Annotated in this window: 14 protein-coding genes and 1 pseudogene; 10 read left to right on the plus strand and 5 right to left on the minus strand. The window is 71.0% G+C overall.

Annotated elements, in window-relative coordinates:
- The 4 genes from ACVCAH_RS35565 to ACVCAH_RS35580 all read right to left on the minus strand — a co-directional run.
- On the minus strand, positions 1-620 hold a 620-nt coding region (locus ACVCAH_RS35565; RefSeq protein WP_447140606.1), incomplete at its 3' end, for a PfkB family carbohydrate kinase.
- A gap of 45 nt (positions 621-665) precedes the next feature.
- Positions 666-1,505: an ATP-binding cassette domain-containing protein gene (locus ACVCAH_RS35570; RefSeq protein ID WP_447140607.1), complete on the minus strand. Its 840-nt coding sequence runs from the start codon at positions 1,503-1,505 to the stop codon at positions 666-668.
- Positions 1,502-2,530: an ABC transporter permease gene (locus ACVCAH_RS35575; RefSeq protein WP_447140608.1), complete on the minus strand. Its 1,029-nt coding sequence runs from the start codon at positions 2,528-2,530 to the stop codon at positions 1,502-1,504. The genes ACVCAH_RS35570 and ACVCAH_RS35575 overlap by 4 nt, the downstream gene beginning before the upstream one ends.
- A gap of 97 nt (positions 2,531-2,627) precedes the next feature.
- Positions 2,628-3,713, minus strand: a complete 1,086-nt coding sequence (locus ACVCAH_RS35580) for a substrate-binding domain-containing protein (protein ID WP_447140609.1) — start codon at positions 3,711-3,713, stop codon at positions 2,628-2,630.
- A 318-nt stretch (positions 3,714-4,031) separates the two neighbouring features.
- Here ACVCAH_RS35580 and ACVCAH_RS35585 point away from each other — a divergent pair, with 318 nt between their 5' ends.
- The 10 genes and pseudogenes from ACVCAH_RS35585 to ACVCAH_RS35630 form a co-directional block, all read left to right on the plus strand.
- Complete coding sequence (locus ACVCAH_RS35585; protein ID WP_447140610.1) at positions 4,032-6,584, plus strand: GH32 C-terminal domain-containing protein; 2,553 nt, start codon at positions 4,032-4,034, stop codon at positions 6,582-6,584.
- 79 nt (positions 6,585-6,663) lie between these two features.
- Positions 6,664-7,716, plus strand: coding sequence for a LacI family DNA-binding transcriptional regulator (locus ACVCAH_RS35590; RefSeq protein WP_447140611.1), 1,053 nt, complete (start codon positions 6,664-6,666; stop codon positions 7,714-7,716).
- Between the two features lie 136 nt (positions 7,717-7,852).
- Positions 7,853-8,662 (plus strand): substrate-binding domain-containing protein, encoded by an 810-nt coding sequence (locus ACVCAH_RS35595; protein WP_447140612.1) that lies wholly within the window; start codon positions 7,853-7,855, stop codon positions 8,660-8,662.
- Between the two features lie 232 nt (positions 8,663-8,894).
- Positions 8,895-10,220, plus strand: coding sequence for an ABC transporter substrate-binding protein (locus ACVCAH_RS35600; protein ID WP_447140613.1), 1,326 nt, complete (start codon positions 8,895-8,897; stop codon positions 10,218-10,220).
- Entirely contained in the window at positions 10,217-11,185 is a 969-nt protein-coding gene (locus tag ACVCAH_RS35605; protein ID WP_447140614.1) for a carbohydrate ABC transporter permease, read from the plus strand. Before ACVCAH_RS35600 ends, ACVCAH_RS35605 begins: the two co-directional genes overlap by 4 nt.
- Positions 11,185-12,021, plus strand: coding sequence for a carbohydrate ABC transporter permease (locus ACVCAH_RS35610; RefSeq protein WP_447140615.1), 837 nt, complete (start codon positions 11,185-11,187; stop codon positions 12,019-12,021). The genes ACVCAH_RS35605 and ACVCAH_RS35610 overlap by 1 nt, the downstream gene beginning before the upstream one ends.
- Before the next feature lie 38 nt (positions 12,022-12,059).
- Complete coding sequence (locus ACVCAH_RS35615) at positions 12,060-13,256, plus strand: glycoside hydrolase family 172 protein (RefSeq protein ID WP_447140616.1); 1,197 nt, start codon at positions 12,060-12,062, stop codon at positions 13,254-13,256.
- Positions 13,256-14,287 (plus strand): LacI family DNA-binding transcriptional regulator, encoded by a 1,032-nt coding sequence (locus tag ACVCAH_RS35620; protein WP_447140617.1) that lies wholly within the window; start codon positions 13,256-13,258, stop codon positions 14,285-14,287. The genes ACVCAH_RS35615 and ACVCAH_RS35620 overlap by 1 nt, the downstream gene beginning before the upstream one ends.
- Positions 14,288-14,474: 187 nt before the next feature.
- Positions 14,475-15,566: a glycosyl hydrolase family 32 gene (locus tag ACVCAH_RS35625; protein WP_447140618.1), complete on the plus strand. Its 1,092-nt coding sequence runs from the start codon at positions 14,475-14,477 to the stop codon at positions 15,564-15,566.
- Between the two features lie 185 nt (positions 15,567-15,751).
- A pseudogene (locus tag ACVCAH_RS35630) lies at positions 15,752-15,904 on the plus strand (IS256 family transposase); the annotation flags it as partial.
- Between the two features lie 59 nt (positions 15,905-15,963).
- Here ACVCAH_RS35630 and ACVCAH_RS35635 read toward each other — a convergent pair.
- Complete coding sequence (locus ACVCAH_RS35635; protein ID WP_447140619.1) at positions 15,964-16,044, minus strand: mycothiol transferase; 81 nt, start codon at positions 16,042-16,044, stop codon at positions 15,964-15,966.
- Positions 16,045-16,052 lie beyond the last annotated feature (8 nt).

A 16,052-nucleotide genomic window follows, 5' to 3' on the forward strand; every position in this document is an offset into this window, starting at 1 on the left:
ACAACGTGTGCGCCGAGGGCCAGCCACCTCCGCCCCGCCTCCTGGTAGGGGCGGCCCGGGTAGATCCAGTCCAGATCGTCGCCGCTGACCTTGACGACGTCGCTCAAACTGACAAAGGCGTCGATCCTCCCTCGGGCGCCGATCGGGTCGCTGGTCACAGAGGGACGGCAGTTCGGGTCGAAGCTGATCATCGTCGACGGGCGTGCCCGCCGCACCAGTGCCAGCACGTCGTCGGCTCCCGGCTGTAGGACCGTGGCGAGCGATCCGGTGTGCAGGCAATCGCCGTGCGCATCCTCGACCGCCTGCCCGGGGAAGGCTCGCCATTCGATGTTGAAGTCGTAGGTGGCCTGGCCCTTGGGATTCAGGTGCGTCGTCGCCACGCTTGTCTGCGCCAGGTCCAGGATCGACTGCTGGCTCAGGCGTACGCCGTTGCGTTCGATGTAGGCGCGGAGCATCCGCCCGTGTACGTCGTCGCCGATCTGCGTCAGCAGGGTGGTGGGCTGACCGAGTCGGGCCAGAGCGGTGGCCACGTTCGCGGGGCTTCCCCCGGGGTACGCCGCCATCGTCCCTGCTGCCTCCTCGATCAGATCCACGAGGGTCTCTCCCACGACAGTGATCACGTCTCTCCTTTCTGCATGGGCGTCGATGCTGTGCCTGGCCGTGGATCAGCCCGTTGCGTGGCCGGGAGGCTGTTCGAGGGTGGTGGCACCGGTCATGATGGCTACCGCCTCGGCCATGGTGTGCGACGAGGGGCTGACCACGCCGGCGCATCGACCGAGTCGTTGGATGTGGATGCGGTCGGCGACCTCGAACACGTGCGGCATGTTGTGGCTGATGAGGATCACCGGGAGTCCGCGTGACCGCAGCTCCTCGATCAGTCTGAGTACCTGGTTGGACTCCTTGACCCCGAGCGCGGCGGTCGGCTCGTCGAGCACGATCACCTTGCTGCCGAAGGCGGCGGCCCGCGCCACCGAGACGGCCTGCCGCTGGCCTCCGGAGAGCGTCTCGACCGCCTGCGCGACGTTCTGCAGGGTGCCGATGCCGAGGTCGGCGAGGGCCTGGGCGGCCTCGCGGCGCATGCCCTTCTGGTCGAGCATCCGGAAGACGGACCCGAGCGGTCCTCGGCGGCGCTTCTCGCGTCCGAGGAAGAGGTTGCTCGCGATGTCCAGCGCTGGGGCGACGGCCAGGGTTTGGTAGACCGTCTCGATACCGGCGTCCCGGGCATCCTGCGGGCGCTTGAAGTGCGCCGGCCGGCCCTCCAGGAACAGCTCTCCAGCGTCCGGGGTCAGCGCGCCGGTGAGGCACTTGATCAGCGTCGACTTGCCGGCGCCGTTGTCGCCGATGACGGCGAGCACCTCGCCGGGATAGAGGTCGAGGTCAACGCCGTCCAGCCCGACGACCTTGCCGAAGGTCTTCACCAATCCGCGGGCCGAGAGCACCGGCGTACGCTGCGCCGGTTCTGCCGCGGGCGGCCGACTGCCTGGGCTGTGCGTGGTGGCGGTCATGCTCGCACCCTTCTGATCCACTGGTCGACGGCCACGGCGAGGATCACCAGCAGGCCCACGGCGAGCACCCGGTACTGGTCGTCGACGCCGGCGAGGGAGAGGCCGCTGCGGAAGAACCCGACGATCAGCGCGCCGAGCAGGGTGCCGAGCAGCACTCCCCTGCCGCCGAAGAGGCTGGTGCCGCCGATCACCACTGCCGTGATGCTCTCCAGGTTGGCGTCGGTGATGGCGTTCGGGCTGGCCGCGCCCGCCCGTCCGATGAGGATCCAGGCGGTGATTCCGTAGATGGCTCCCGCTACCAGGTACACGCTCAGCAGGACCCGGTCGACCCTGATGCCGGCGAGCCGCGCGGCCTCCTTGTCGTCGCCGACCGCGTAGACGTGCCGGCCCCAGGCGGTCTTGGCCAGGGCGTAGCCCACCACGAGGTAGAGGAGCACGACCGCGACGACGCCGAAGGTGATCCGGAACTCGCCCACCGGGAAGGATTCCCCGGTCCAGCTGAGCACGGATGGCAGGTCGGTGGCCTGGACACTCTGGCCGTCGGAGTAGAGCAGCCCGATGGAGGTGAAGACGCTGAGCGTGCCCAGGGTGACGATGAAGGGCGGCAGTTTCAGCCGGGTCACCAGCCCGCCGTTGAGCGCGCCCGCCGCGGCGCCCACCGCGATGGCGAGCAGGACGGCGAGCGCGCCCGGCAGCCCCTGCCCCTCGGCCAGTTTCGCCGAGAGCATCATCGCCAGGATGAGGATCGCGCCGACCGACAGGTCGATCCCCGCGGTGAGGATGATGAGTGTCTGCCCGACGGCGAGCGCGCCGATCACGGCCACCTGCTGCAGGACGAGCGACAGGGAGTTCGGCGAGGCGAAGCGGGGGTTGAGGGTGGAGAAGACGACGAACGCGATGACCAGCACGAGGAACGGGCTGATCGCCGGGTGTGCGTGCAGCAGGTGCTGAACGCGTTGCAGCGGTGAGTGCCGGCGCAGCGCGAACTGCTGGGCTGCGGTGGTCGGTGGAGTGGTCGTGGTCACGGGTTGCTCCCTGCCGTGGTCGACGGAGGCGGACGACTGCCCGGTCGAGGGCGCGGGATGCGAGCTCCCGGGCGCCTCGACCGAGACAGCGGTGGACTCAGCCCCAGCAGCGCCCGGTGGCGTCGGCGCTGGTGATGCTCTCGACGCCGGTGGCCGGCTTGTCGGTGACCAGGGTGACGCCGGTGTCGAAGAAGTCGAGGCCACCGGTGACCTGCGGCTTCTCACCGTCGTTCGCGATTTTCTTGATGGCCTGCACGCCGAGTTCGGCCATCTTCAGCGGGTACTGCTGCGAGGTGGCGCCGATGACGCCGTCCTTGACCTGCTTCACCCCGTCGCAGCCGCCGTCGATGGAGACGACCAGGACGCCCTGGGTCTTGCCCGCCGCCTGGAGCGCCTTGTACGCGCCGACCGCGGCCGGCTCGTTGATGGTGTAGACGACGTTGATGTCGGGGTTCCTGTTCAGGCAGTTCTCCATGGCGGTGCGGCCGCCGTCCTCGGCGCCCTGAGTGGGCTCGTTGCAGGCGATGGTGTAGGTGCCGCCGGAGTAGTTGCCGGTCTTCGCCTCGTCGCCGTTCTTCTTCTTGTCGGCGGTGTCGATGCCCATCCCGGTCAGGAAGCCCTGGTCCCGGTTGTAGTCGACGGAGACGATCTTGTCGTTGAACAGGTCCAGCAGCGCGATGGTCGCCGGCTTGCCGGCGAGCTGGACCGCCGTCCACTTGCCGACGAGCTCACCCGCCTTGAAGTTGTCGGTGGCGAACGTGATGTCCACGGTGTCGGCCGGGTCGGGTGGGGTGTCCAGGGCGATCACGTAGAGCCCGGCGTCGCGGGCCTTCTTGATGGCGGGGTTCACGCCGGGACCGTTCGGGGTGATCAGGATGCCGTCGTCGCCCCGGGCGATCGCGTCCTCGATGGCCTGGACCTGGCCGGCCTCGTCGCCGTCCTCCTTGCCCGCGGCGAGGTTGAGCTTCACGCCCTCGGCGTCGGCGGCCTTTTTCGCCCCCTGCTGCATGGTCACGAAGAACGGGTTCGTGGAGTTCTTGGTGATCAGCGAGACGGCCACGGTCGAGTCGCCGTCGCCGGATCCTTCGTCACCGGAGCCGCCGCAACCGCTGACGACCATGCTGGTCGCCGCTGCGGCGGCGACCAGCAGCGCCGTAGGGCGGCGGCCAATGCTCTGGATCATGTCTTCTCCCTCGGAACCGTCCCGGCACCCGGCCGGGAAGGAGTAATGACAACGATGTCAGGGCAGTTTCCAGTGGGGTCCCCGAAGATGTCAATGCCATGACGAAGACTTTTCCGGTAGCCGCTCGTATTCGCACCCGCACGGTTGACATCGATGTCAGATGACCGCAGGATCGCTCCACCGGGCGCCCACCGCCGGCCGGACGGCCGACGCCCGCGCTGCACCCGGCACCCCCATCGCCGACCGGTGTCCAGCGCTGACACCCGGGCGCCCACCGCTGGCCGGACGGCCGGCGTCCACGACGGACGGAGGATGTGGATGAGGATCCGACGATGGTTGGCCGCGTGTGCGGCCGCGGTCGTGGTGGCGGCGATGCCCGGCGCCACCGCCAGCGGTGCGACCGCCGGCACGAGGGACGAGCCGTACCGCCCGCAGATCCACTTCAGCCCCGAGCGCAACTGGATGAACGACCCGAACGGGCTGGTCTGGTACCAGGGCGAATGGCACCTCTTCTACCAACACAACCCCGCGGGCGCGCAGTGGGGCAACATGTCGTGGGGCCACGCGGTCAGCCGCGATCTGTTCCACTGGGAGGAACTGCCGGTCGCACTGCCCTACTCGGCCGACGAGCACATCTTTTCCGGGTCGATCGTCGTCGACGAGAAGAACACCTCCGGCTTCGGCCGCCCCGACGCGCCGGCGATGGTCGCCGTCTACACCAGCGCCTACCCCGCGACCGGCATCCAGGCCCAGTCGCTCGCCTACAGCACCGACCGCGGCCGGACCTGGACGAAGTACGCCGGGAACCCGGTGCTCGACCTCAACTCCCGGGAGTTCCGCGACCCAAAGGTCTTCTGGGACGCCGAGGCCGGCTACTGGGTCATGGCGATCGTGCTAGCCACCGAACACAAGGTGCGCTTCTACCGCTCCGCCGACCTCAAAGCGTGGACCCACCTGAGCGACTTCGGCCCGGCCAACGCCATCGGCGGGGTCTGGGAGGTGCCAGACCTGTTCGAGGTGCCAGTCGACGGCGACCCGCAGAGCACCAAGTGGGTGCTGGTGGTCAACCTGAACCCCGGGGCGGTGGCCGGCGGGTCCGGCGCGCAGTACTTCGTGGGTGACTGGGACGGAACCACCTTCACCGCCGACAACGTGGTGACCGGCGAGCCGGAACCCCCGGCCGGGACACTGTTCGCCGACTTTGACGGCGACTACGCCGGGTGGACGATCGAGAACGACCCGACGCTGGCCCCCGGGCCTTTCGGCACCGCTCCCTACCCGGGGACGGTCCCCGGCCAACAGCTGGTCACCGGCTTCCACGGCCGTTCCCTGGTCAACAGCTTCCTCGGCTTCGACACCCCGAAGGGGCGGATGACCTCCCCCGAATTCACCCTCGACCAGGACTTCGTGAACCTCCTCGTCGGCGGTGGCGCGCACCCGCACCTGCCGGGCACGACCACCGAGTTCGTGCCCGAGGGCGCCGAGACCGTGCTCGACTTCGAGCTGCCCGACGGCCGGACGTACGAGGAGGCGGGCTGGACGGCCACCGGCGGACTGCGGGGCCGGACGCCGGTCGTGGGTCCGGCACGGTCCGAGCGCGGGCACGTGGGCGACAAGCTGCTCACCACGTTCTACGAGGCCGACACGACGACCGGCACCCTCACCTCGCCGGCGTTCCCGATCGATCGGAACCACCTCAGCGTGCTCGTCGGCGCCGGCGGCCACGTTGGCGCGGGCGCGCGGACGGTGGTGGAGCTGCTCGTCGACGGTGAGGTCGTACGAACCGGCACCGGGAACTTCTCCGGCTTCGTGAACTGGCGCAGTTGGGACGTGGCCGAGTACTGGGGCCGCAGCGCGCAGCTGCGCATCGTCGACGAGAACACCGGCGGCTGGGGGCACCTGCTGGTCGACCACCTGATCGCGACCGACGAACCGGTGTTGCCCCGGTCGGTGGAGACCGCGGTCAACCTGGTCGTCGAGGGCGAGGTGGTCCGCACCGCCACCGGTAAGGACAGCGAACGCCTCGACTGGGTCGCCTGGGACGTACGCGACCTCGCTGGCAGGCGGGCCCACCTGGAGATCAACGACTTCAACTCCGGCGGCTGGGGCCACATCCTCGTCGACCACGTCATGTTCGCCGACCGGCCGGCCGAGAGTGAACTGGAGCGCTACGACTGGGTCGACTACGGCAAGGACTACTACGCCGCCGTCTCCTACAACGGCGTCCCGGGCGGCAAGCGGGTGCTCGTCGGCTGGATGAACAACTGGCAGTACGCCGGCGGCATCCCCACCTCCCCCTGGCGCGGCGCGATGGCCCTGCCCCGGGAATTCGGGCTCGCCACGATCGACGGCGAGGTACGGCTGGTCCAGCGACCGGTCAGCCAGATCCGCCGGCTCCGCGGAGCCGACAGCGCGTACGCCCTGCGGGACACCGTCGTCGGACCCGGCGTGCGGGACCTGCCGGCGGCGGCCGACGGGACCGTGCTGGAGATCGAGGCGGAGTTCGAGCTGCGCGACGCCGACCGGTTCGGCCTGCACGTCCGCGGCGGCGACGGCGAGCGGACCGTGATCGGGTACGACGCCGCCGCGCGGCGGCTCTACGTCGACCGGACCCGGTCCGGCGACGTCGGGTTCAGCCCGCTTTTCCCCGGCGTGCACTCCGGCCCGCTCTCGGTCGACGACAACCGGGTACGCATGACGATCTACGTGGACCGCTCCTCCGTCGAGGTGTTCGGCGGGGCAGGTCAGACCACCATCACCGACCAGATCTTCCCGGCACCCGGCAGCGACCAGACGCGGCTCTTCGCCGAGGGCGGCGAGGTGCTGGTGCGGTCACTCACCATCCGGCCGCTGCGGTCCGTGTGGCGATAACCTGGGACCCGATCATCAGCAGTCCGGGGGCCGCGGCCACGTACCGCGGTCCCCGGCGTCGTCTCCGCTAGGAGCGCTCATGGACGGTGCGGTCTCCGCTTCGACGGTCGCCCGGGGCCGGCCCACCCTACGGGACGTCGCCCTGCTCGCCGGCGTGAGCACGAAGACGGCCTCCCGGGTGGTCAACGGCGAACCGGGAGTCTCCCCGTCGAAGATCGCCGCCGTGCAGCGGGCGATCACGCAGCTCGACTACCGGCCGAACTTCACCGCCAGCAGCCTGCGGCGCGCCGGCGGCCGCAGCGCGGCAATCGCCGCCGTCCTCGAGGACCTGGCCAACCCCTTCTCCTCTGCGTTGCATCGCGCGCTGGAGGACGCCGCCCGCGAACGGGAGGTGCTGATCTTCGCCGGAAGCGTCGACGAGAGCCCCGAGCGGGAGCGCGACCTGGTCCGGGCCTTCACCATGCGGCAGGCCGACGCGCTGGTGGTGGTGCCGGCGAGCGACAACCAGAACTACCTGATGGGCGAGGTCAACGCCGGCACCCCGGTGGTGTTCGTCGACCGGCCCCCGGTCGGGCTGCCCGTCGACGCCGTCCTCACCGACAACCACGACGGCGCCGCCGCCGCTGTCCACCACCTGGTCCGGCACGGCCACCGGGACATCGCCTACCTCGGCGACCTCCAGGCGATCCCCACCGCCCGGCAGCGCTTCCGGGGATTCAAGGAGGCGCTCAGCGACCACGGCATCCGGCCGGAGGCCGCGAACATCATCCACGACCTGCACACCGAACGCGACTCCGAGGAGGCGGCCCGCCGGCTGCTGACCCGCGAGTCCCCGCCGACAGCCCTCTTCACCTCGCAGAACCTCGTCACCATCGGCGCCATCCGGGCGCTGCAGCAACTCGGCAAGCAGCAGCAGGTCGCCCTCGTCGGCTTCGACGACTTCCCCCTTGCCGACCTGCTCCAGCCGGGCATCACCGTCGTCGCACAGAACCCGTCGGAGATGGGCCGGGTCGCCGCCTCCCTGATCTTCCGCCGCCTCGACGGGGAGCAATGGCAGCCGAGGACCCACCTCGTACCGACGCGGCTGATCGCCCGCGGGTCGGGCGAAATCGCGGGACCGCACCGCGACTGAGGCGCACCCGCAATGGGGGCAAGGTAATAGAAGGAGCCTCGAACGGCGCCCGGACGCCGGTCATGGCGGTATCACCGGATCGCCCCATGGATGTGCGGCCGGCAGGTGAGCGGGGCTCCGGTCCAACCGCAGTGGCGTGCTCGGGCTGGTCACCAGCGCCATCGCCACCACCCCGTACGCGGTGGGCATCGTCAAGGGCGCCCAGGAGGCGGCGGTCCGCCGTCACATGACCCTGCTGATCGTCGACACCGACGGCGGCGGCGGCGGCGAGTCGATGATCGACACCGCCGCCGGCATGACGCGCTGGCAGCCGGAAGGGCTGATCCTCGCCACCGACCACCATCGGGAGCTGTCGCTCGACGGCGAGGTCGCCCGTCTGCCGTCGACCGTGCTGGTCAACTGCGTCGAAGCGGAGCGGCGGCTGCCGGCCGTGGTGCCCGACGAACGGCAGGGCGGCCAGCTCGCCACCGTCACCCTTATTGAGGCCGGGCACACCCGGATCGGGCTGGTCAACGGCCCTCCCGACTACCCCGCGTCGGCGGGCCGCCTCGCCGGCTGGCGGGACGCCCACGTCGCGGCGGGTCTCCCGGTGGACGAGCGCCTGATCAGCACCGGCGACTGGTGGCAGGAGTCCGGGTACGCGCACGCCGCCGGCCTGCTCGACCTGCCGGAGCCGCCGACCGCGCTCTTCTGCGCCAACGACTGGATGGCGATGGGCGCGTACGACCTGCTCCGCGACCGTGGGCTGCGTGTACCGGAGGACGTCGCCGTGATCGGGTTCGACAACCGCGAGGAGATCGCGGCCCACCTCCGCCCCGCCCTGACCACGGTGGCCCTGCCGTACCGCAAGATGGGCCGGCTCGCCGTCGAGCACCTGCTTCGCGGCACCCTGCCAACCGGAGTCAGCGCGGTGGCCTGTCCCCTCGTGCCGCGCGCCTCGGCCTGACCCGGCGGCCCTCCCGGACGAGGCGATCCCGCCCCTTGGGCCGGCTGGCGGCGGCCGGACCGGCGTCTGGCGGTCGGGATTTAACGCGCCGGACTCTTGACCGACACGGAAGTGGCTCCCTACGCTCTGCCAAAAGCTTTTGCCAAAAGGTTTTGGCACTCGGTTCACGGCATCCCACCATCGCTCGGGTGCGCGCCCCCACGCGCCCCGACGACCCCTGAACGGAGCACCCATGGCAACTTCCGATTCCCCGACAGCGGCCGGCTGGCACCGCCGCGGCTTCCTCGGACTCACGGCCGGGGCCGGCGCGGCGGCCCTGCTCGGCACCAGCGCCTGCGGCGCCGGCGGGACGACCGCCGGTGGCTCGGGCGGTGACAAAACCCTCACTGTCGCCTGCGAGGGTGGCGGCAAGATCGAACTCCAGCCGGTGGCGGAGAAGTTCCAGCGCGACACCGGCACGACCGTCACGCTGGTCGAACTGCCCTACGAGGGCCTGTTCAACCGGCTGACCAGCGAGCTGTCCAGCGGCCGCCCGTCCTTCGACGTCTGCGCCGTCGACGCCGTCTGGCTGCCCCTGTTCGCCACCAGGCTCGCCCCGCTGGACGACCTCTTCACGGCGGAGGTCAAGGGGGACCTGTTCCCGGCGCTGGTCCAGGAGGCGCAGTCCGGCGGGAGGTTCGTCGGCATGCCGGTCTGGACCAACAGCGAGATCCTCTTCTACCGCAAGGATCTGCTCGAGGATCCGAAGGAGCAGGCCGCCTTCCAGCGCCGGTACGGCTACCCGCTCGCCCCGCCCACCACCTGGCAGCAGTTCACCGACATCGCCACCTTCTTCACCCGCCCGGACCAGAAGTTGTACGGAACCGACGTCAAGGGCGCGGTGGAGACCGAGTGGCTCGCCCACGTGCTCCAGGCCGGCTCCCCCGGCGTGGTGTTCGACGACAGCGGCACCGTCATCGTCGACAACGCCCAGCACGTCGCCGCCCTGGCCTTCTACGCCGATCTCAACAACAAGCACAAGGTCGCCCCGGCCGGTGCCGCCCAGACCGACTGGAACGCCGCGCAGAACCTGTTCAACCAGGGCCAGACCGCGATGACCCGGTTCTGGGCACACGCGTACCGGCAGATCCCGGCGGGCGCGAAGGTCGCCGGCAAGGTGGGCGCCGCCCCGATGATCGGCGGCACCGCCGGCGTCGCCGGCATCCCCGGACCCTGGTACCTGTCCGCCCCACAGGGCGGCGCCAAGGCCGACCTCGCGAAGCGGTTCATCAAGGCCGCGTACGACGACAACGCGTTGAGCATCGAGACGAGCCTCGGGCTCGCCGCCCGCAAGTCCGCCTACCAGCAGTACGCCAAGAAGCCGGGCTTCGAGTCGTTCGGCCCGCTGCTGGCCACCCTCAACGCGAGCGCCACCCGACCCCGCCCGGCCAGCCCGCACTGGCAGCGGATCGTCGACAGCGTCCTGGTGCCCACCATCCAGAAGGCCCTGGCCCCGGGCGCCGACTACGCCGCGCTGCTCAAGGCCGCCCGTACCCAGATCGAGGGCATCGTCAAGTGAGCCCGACAGCGCAGGCAGCACCGCCGCGGACCAGCCCGCCGGCGCCGGCCCCGGCCGGCAGGCGACGGTCCGGCTCCCGCCGCGGGCTCTCCGATGCCGGGTACGCAACCCTGCTCGCCGCGCCGGCCGCGGTGGTGCTGCTGGCGCTGGTCGGCTGGCCGCTGGTCAAGCTCGCGGTCGACAGCCTCTACACCGGCTCCGGTCTCGGCGACGGGCGCCACTTCACGGGGCTGGGCAACTACGTCACCGCCCTGACCGACCCGGGCATCCGCGCGGCGGCCGGACGGACCCTCGCGTACACGGCCATCGTGGTCGCCGCCGAGCTGCTGCTCGGCCTGGTGATGGCCCTGCTGTTCCACCGGCTCGGGCCGAAGGCCCGCATCCTCCAGACGGTGTTCCTGTACCCCCTGATGATCGCGCCGGTGGTCGCCGGCCTGCTGTGGCGGTTCCTGATGATCGACAACGTCGGCATCATCAACGAACTGCTGTCCCGGGTGGGGCTCCTGGATTCCCCCGGCGACGTGTCCTGGCTCAGCGACCCGGACCTGGTGCTCTTCTCGGTGGCGCTGCCCGACATCTGGCTCACCACCTCGTTCATGACCCTGGTGCTCTACGCCGGCCTCCAGGCCATCCCGCCGGACCTGTACGAGGCGGCCCGCCTCGACGGCGCCCGCGGCCTGCGGCTGCTGGTCAGCGTCACCCTGCCGCTACTGCGACCGGTCATCGCGGTGGCGCTGATCATTCGGGGCGTGGACGCCGCGCGCGCCTTCGACGTGATCCTCGTCCAGACCGACGGCGGACCGCAGTCGGCGTCGGAGACGTTGAGCCTGACCATCTACAAGACCATGGTCAGCTACAACGACCCCGGCACCGCCGCCGCCACCAGCACCCTGTTCATGATCGTCATGATGCTGGTCGCGATGGTCGCGGTACTGACCATCTGGCGGCCCGGTAGGGAGTCCTGATGTCCCACCTGCTCACCCGACGGATCAGGACCGGGCTGCTCTGGGCGGCGGCCGTCGCCATGGTCATCCTCTACGCGTTCCCCTTCGTCTACCTCATGCTCACGTCGGTCAAGCCGCCGGTCGACGCGATCGCCGTGCCGCCCACCGTGCTGCCCGAACGCTTCAGCCTGGACAACTACGTCACCGCGCTGAACCGGCCCGGGGTGACCGCCTCGTTCCTCAACAGCATGAGCACCGCCGTGATCGCGACGCTGCTATCGATGGCCCTGGCAGTGCCGGCGGCGTGGGGGATCACCCGGTACCGCACGCGGACCGGACGGGCGCTGATGGCCGGCTCCCTGCTGGTCCGGATGGCCCCGGCCGTGGCCGTCGGCATCCCGCTGGTCACCATCCTCGGCGCGGTCGGCCTCACCGACACACCGACCGGACTGGCCCTGGCCCAGACCACCGTGGCGCTACCGCTGTCGATCTGGCTGCTCGCCAGCTTCTTCGACAACGTCCCGCGGGAGATCGAGGAGGCGGCGCTGGTCGACGGCTGCGGGCGGTTCGCCGCGCTGCTACGGGTCGTCCTGCCGGTGGTCTCCGGCGGTGTCGCCGTCACCGCGATCTTCGCCTTCCTCGCCTCCTGGAACGAGTTCCTGTTCGCCCTGCTGCTCACCTCGGTCCAGGCACAGACCACCCCGATCGCCATCGCCAACTTCCAGAGCCAGTTCGGTCTGGACTGGGGGCCGATGACGGCCCTCGCCACCCTCTACTCCATACCCGCGGTCGTGCTCACGCTGCTGCTGCAGCGACGGATCGTCGCCGGGCTCAGCCTCGGCGCGGTCAAGGGCTGACCGCCGCTCCCCCTCGCACAACCCCTGAAAGGAACACCATGTCGTTCTGGCGACCCACCAGCCCCCTCGCGGGTCTCACCCGGGTCAAGGCCGGCCGCTCCAAGCGCGAATCGAGCTGGGACCGCACCGGCGGCAACCGGGACTTCGCCGTCGTACCGCCCGGTGGGACCCACGTCCTGGCCGACATCACCGGCACCGGCGTCATCGAGCACATCTGGCTGACCACCCGCTGCTACTCCGAGAAGTACCTGCGGAAACTGGTCATCGAGATGTACTGGGACGGCGAGGAGAACCCGAGCGTCCGCAGCCCGCTGGGCGACTTCTTCGGCGTCGGCCACGCTACCTGCACCCACTACGTGTCGCTACCGCTGAGCATGGTGTTCGGCCCCCGCCGAGGCCCGAAGGGCCCGTTCGCCGCCGCGATGAACTCGTACTTCCCGATGCCGTTCGGCAGCCACGCGAAGATCGTCATCCGGAACGAGAGCGACCAGCCGGTCGAGAACCTCTTCTACTACATCGACTACGACCTCACCGACGAGGCGAAGCCGGACGACGTCGCGTACTTCCACGCGTACTACCGGCAGGAGAAGCCCTGCACCCCGGTGCCGAACGGGCTCGCCCCCGGCGAGGTGCCCGCACCGTGGGACCTGCCCGGCACCAACCTCACCGGCGAGGAGAACTACGTCATCCTCGACGCCGAGGGCACCGGCCACTACGTCGGCTGCGTGCTCAGCATCGACAACCACAACGCCTCCAACCAGCCGTATACCTGGCCGGGCGAGGGCGACGACATGATCTTCATCGACGGGGAGCAGTGGCCGCCGTCGCTACACGGCACGGGCACCGAGGACTACTTCAACGCCGCGTGGGGCTTCCCCAGCGGCGCGTACGCAGGGCCGTACCACGGCATCAGCCTGGCCAGCAGCCCGCAGGAGCACTTCGGCCTGTGGAGCGTGTACCGGTTCCACATCGAGGACCCGGTGCGCTTCTCGACGTCGATCAAGGTGACGATCGAACACGGGCACGCCAACGACCAGGGCAACGACTTCTCCTCGGTCGCGTACTGGTACCAGCACCACCCGCACAAGCCCCTGCCGGAGCTGCCGCCGGTCGACGAACGCTGCCGCGCCGCTGGCCGGAACACGGTCTGTGGGACGAGTGAACCGTCCGATAGCGTTGGTCGGCCGTCCCTGGCGGACGGCCCGGCCCGCACGAACAGCGCGGTGGTGAGCTGATGGGACCGAAGGCGAGCATCCGGGACGTCGCGGCGGCGGCGGGCGTCTCGGTGACCACCGTCTCCCACGTGCTCAACAACAAGTCCGGCACCCGGGTCAGCCCGGAGACCCGCGAGCGGGTCGAGTCGGCTGCACGCCAGCTCGGCTACGCGGCCAACGGGCTGGCCCGGGGGTTGCGGCTGCAACGGTCGTCCACCCTCGGCCTGCTCAGCGACGTCATCGCGACCACCCCGCACGCCGGGCGGATCATCCTCGGCGCGCAGGAGGCCGCGTCGGCACGCGGATTCGTGCTCCTGCTGCTGACCACCGGAGGCGACCCGGACGTGGAGCGCCGCGAGATCCACGCGCTGCACCAGCACCGGGTCGACGGGGTGCTCTACGCGACCATGTACCACCAGGTCGTACGGGTGCCGGAGGAGCTGCGCCCGATGCCGGTGGTGCTGCTCGACGCCAGCAGCGACGACCCGACGGTCTCCTCCGTCGTGCCGGACGAGGTCGAGGGCGGCCGGTCGGCGACGCGGGAACTGCTCGCCCACGGCCACCGCCGGATCGGCTTCGTGACCAACGTCGACGACATCCCGGCCACCCGGGGTCGCCTCGCCGGTTACCGCGCGGCCCTGACCGAGGCCGGCCTCGCGTTCCGGCCGGACCTCGTCCGGGTCGACGTGTCCGACACCCAAGGCGGCTACCGGGCGGCGCGCGAGCTGCTGCGCCACCCGGAGCGGCCCACCGCCCTGTTCTGCTTCAACGACCGCATGGCGATGGGCGCCTACCGCGCCGCGGCGGAGCTGGGCCTGGACATCCCCGGCGACCTGTCGGTGATCGGCTTCGACAACCAGGAGCTCATCGCCGAAGGGCTACACCCGGGGCTGTCCACGGTGGCGCTGCCGCACTACGAGATGGGCGCCTGGGCGGTGGAGACCATGGTCGAGCTGCTCGACAAGCCGGCCGGCGCGGGCCGGCCGGACGTCCGCCAGGTCGTCATGCCCTGCCCGGTGGTCCGTCGCTCGTCCATCGCCCCGCCGCGCTGATCCGCCCGGCGGCCACCGCGTCCGCCGGCCCCAGGCCGGCGGACACCGTCCCACCCCGGTGCCACGCGCGCCGCCCACCCGTTCCGCGCCACCGGCCCCGGCCGGCGCGCCCGCACTCCCCCGCCGCCACCGCGGCCCCGACGCACCCCCGCCGCCCCGCGCGGCGTACGAGGAAGAGGTAACCACCGTGCTGCGACTGCCCGACGCCTGGATCTGGGACTTCTGGTTCGCCCGTGACGGCGACACCCACCACCTGTTCTTCCTGCGGGCCTCCCGCGCACTCGGTGACCCCGACCGGCGGCACTGGCGGGTCGGCGTCGGGCACGCGGTCTCCACCGACCTGCGCGAGTGGACGCAGCTCGCCGACGCGCTCGTCCCCGCCGACCGGCCGGCCTTCGACGACATCGCCACCTGGACCGGCTCGGTGGTCCGCGGCCAGGACGGCCGGTGGCACATGTTCTACACCGGCGCCGGCAGCACCGAACGGGCGCTGGTGCAGCGCATCGGCCTGGCCACCTCGGACGATCTGGTGACCTGGCAGCGGCACCCCGCCTCGCCGGTGCTCACCGCCGCCGGCCGCTGGTACGAGCGGTACGGCGACTCGACCTGGCACGACGAGGCGTGGCGCGACCCGTGGGTGTTCCCCGACCCGAACGGCGACGGCTGGCACATGCTCATCACCGCCCGGACCAACGAGGGGCCGGCCGACGACCGGGGCGTCATCGGCCACGCCCGCTCGCAGGACCTGGTGCACTGGACCACGCAGCCGCCGCTGACCACGCCGGGCAGCGGCTTTGGCCACCTGGAGGTGCCGCAGGTGGAGGTCGTCGACGGCCAACCGCTGCTGATCTTCTCCTGCCTGCGCGACCACCGTGCCGCGCGGTGCCGCGACGAGGGTACGTGCGGGGTGTGGGCGGTCCCCGGCCCGTCGCTGCTCGGCCCGTTCGACGCCAGCCGCGCGCAGCGGCTCACCGACGACAGCCTCTACAGCGGCCGCCTGGTCCGGAACGCCGAAGGGAACTGGCAGCTGCTGGCCTTCCTCAACCACGACGAGCAGGGCCGCTTCGTCGGCGAGCTGAGCGACCCGATCCCGGTCCGGGTGGACGCCGAAGGAACCGTGCGGCTGGACGATGGCCCGCCCGGCACGCCGTACTCGGTGCATGGCCGCCGGGAACTCGCGCCGGCCCCGTCCCGCCCCGCTAGGCCTGCTCGGCCGAGCCTTGCCGACGGCTCCCACAACAGTGGGTCTGCGGCGGGCGCTCTGGCTGCGGGGGCGTGAGCATGCTGACCGTCCTCGGCGAGGGCGTCGTCGACCTCGGGCCCGCCGGCGGCAGTGATCTGCTCTTCCCCCGCCCGGGCGGCAGCCCGCTGAACGTGGCGGTGGGTCTGGCCCGGCTCGGCCGGCCCACCACCATGCTGGCCCGCTTCTCCCGCAATGCGTTCGGGCGCCGGCTGCGCGCCCACGCCCTGGGGTTCTGGGCCGCGCTGCGCGAGGTGTTCCCCGACACCCGTGAGCAGCGGGACTGGGTCCACAAGACCGCCAACGTGCTCGCCGCGCTACCGAAGTCCGCGCACCCGGGCGCGAAGGCTGCCCTGGCTGATATCTGGGGCGCCGACTGACAGGCACGTGACGTGACCACCACGCGGAGCCGGCGGCATGAGCGGACGTCCGCGCACTAATCGTTGAGGAGCTGCTCTCGAAGAATGTCTGCGTGCCCACAGTGCTGGGCGAGCTCGCGCAGCACGTGGAGATACACCCACCGCA

It is taken from the genome of Micromonospora sp. LZ34, from assembly GCF_052981855.1.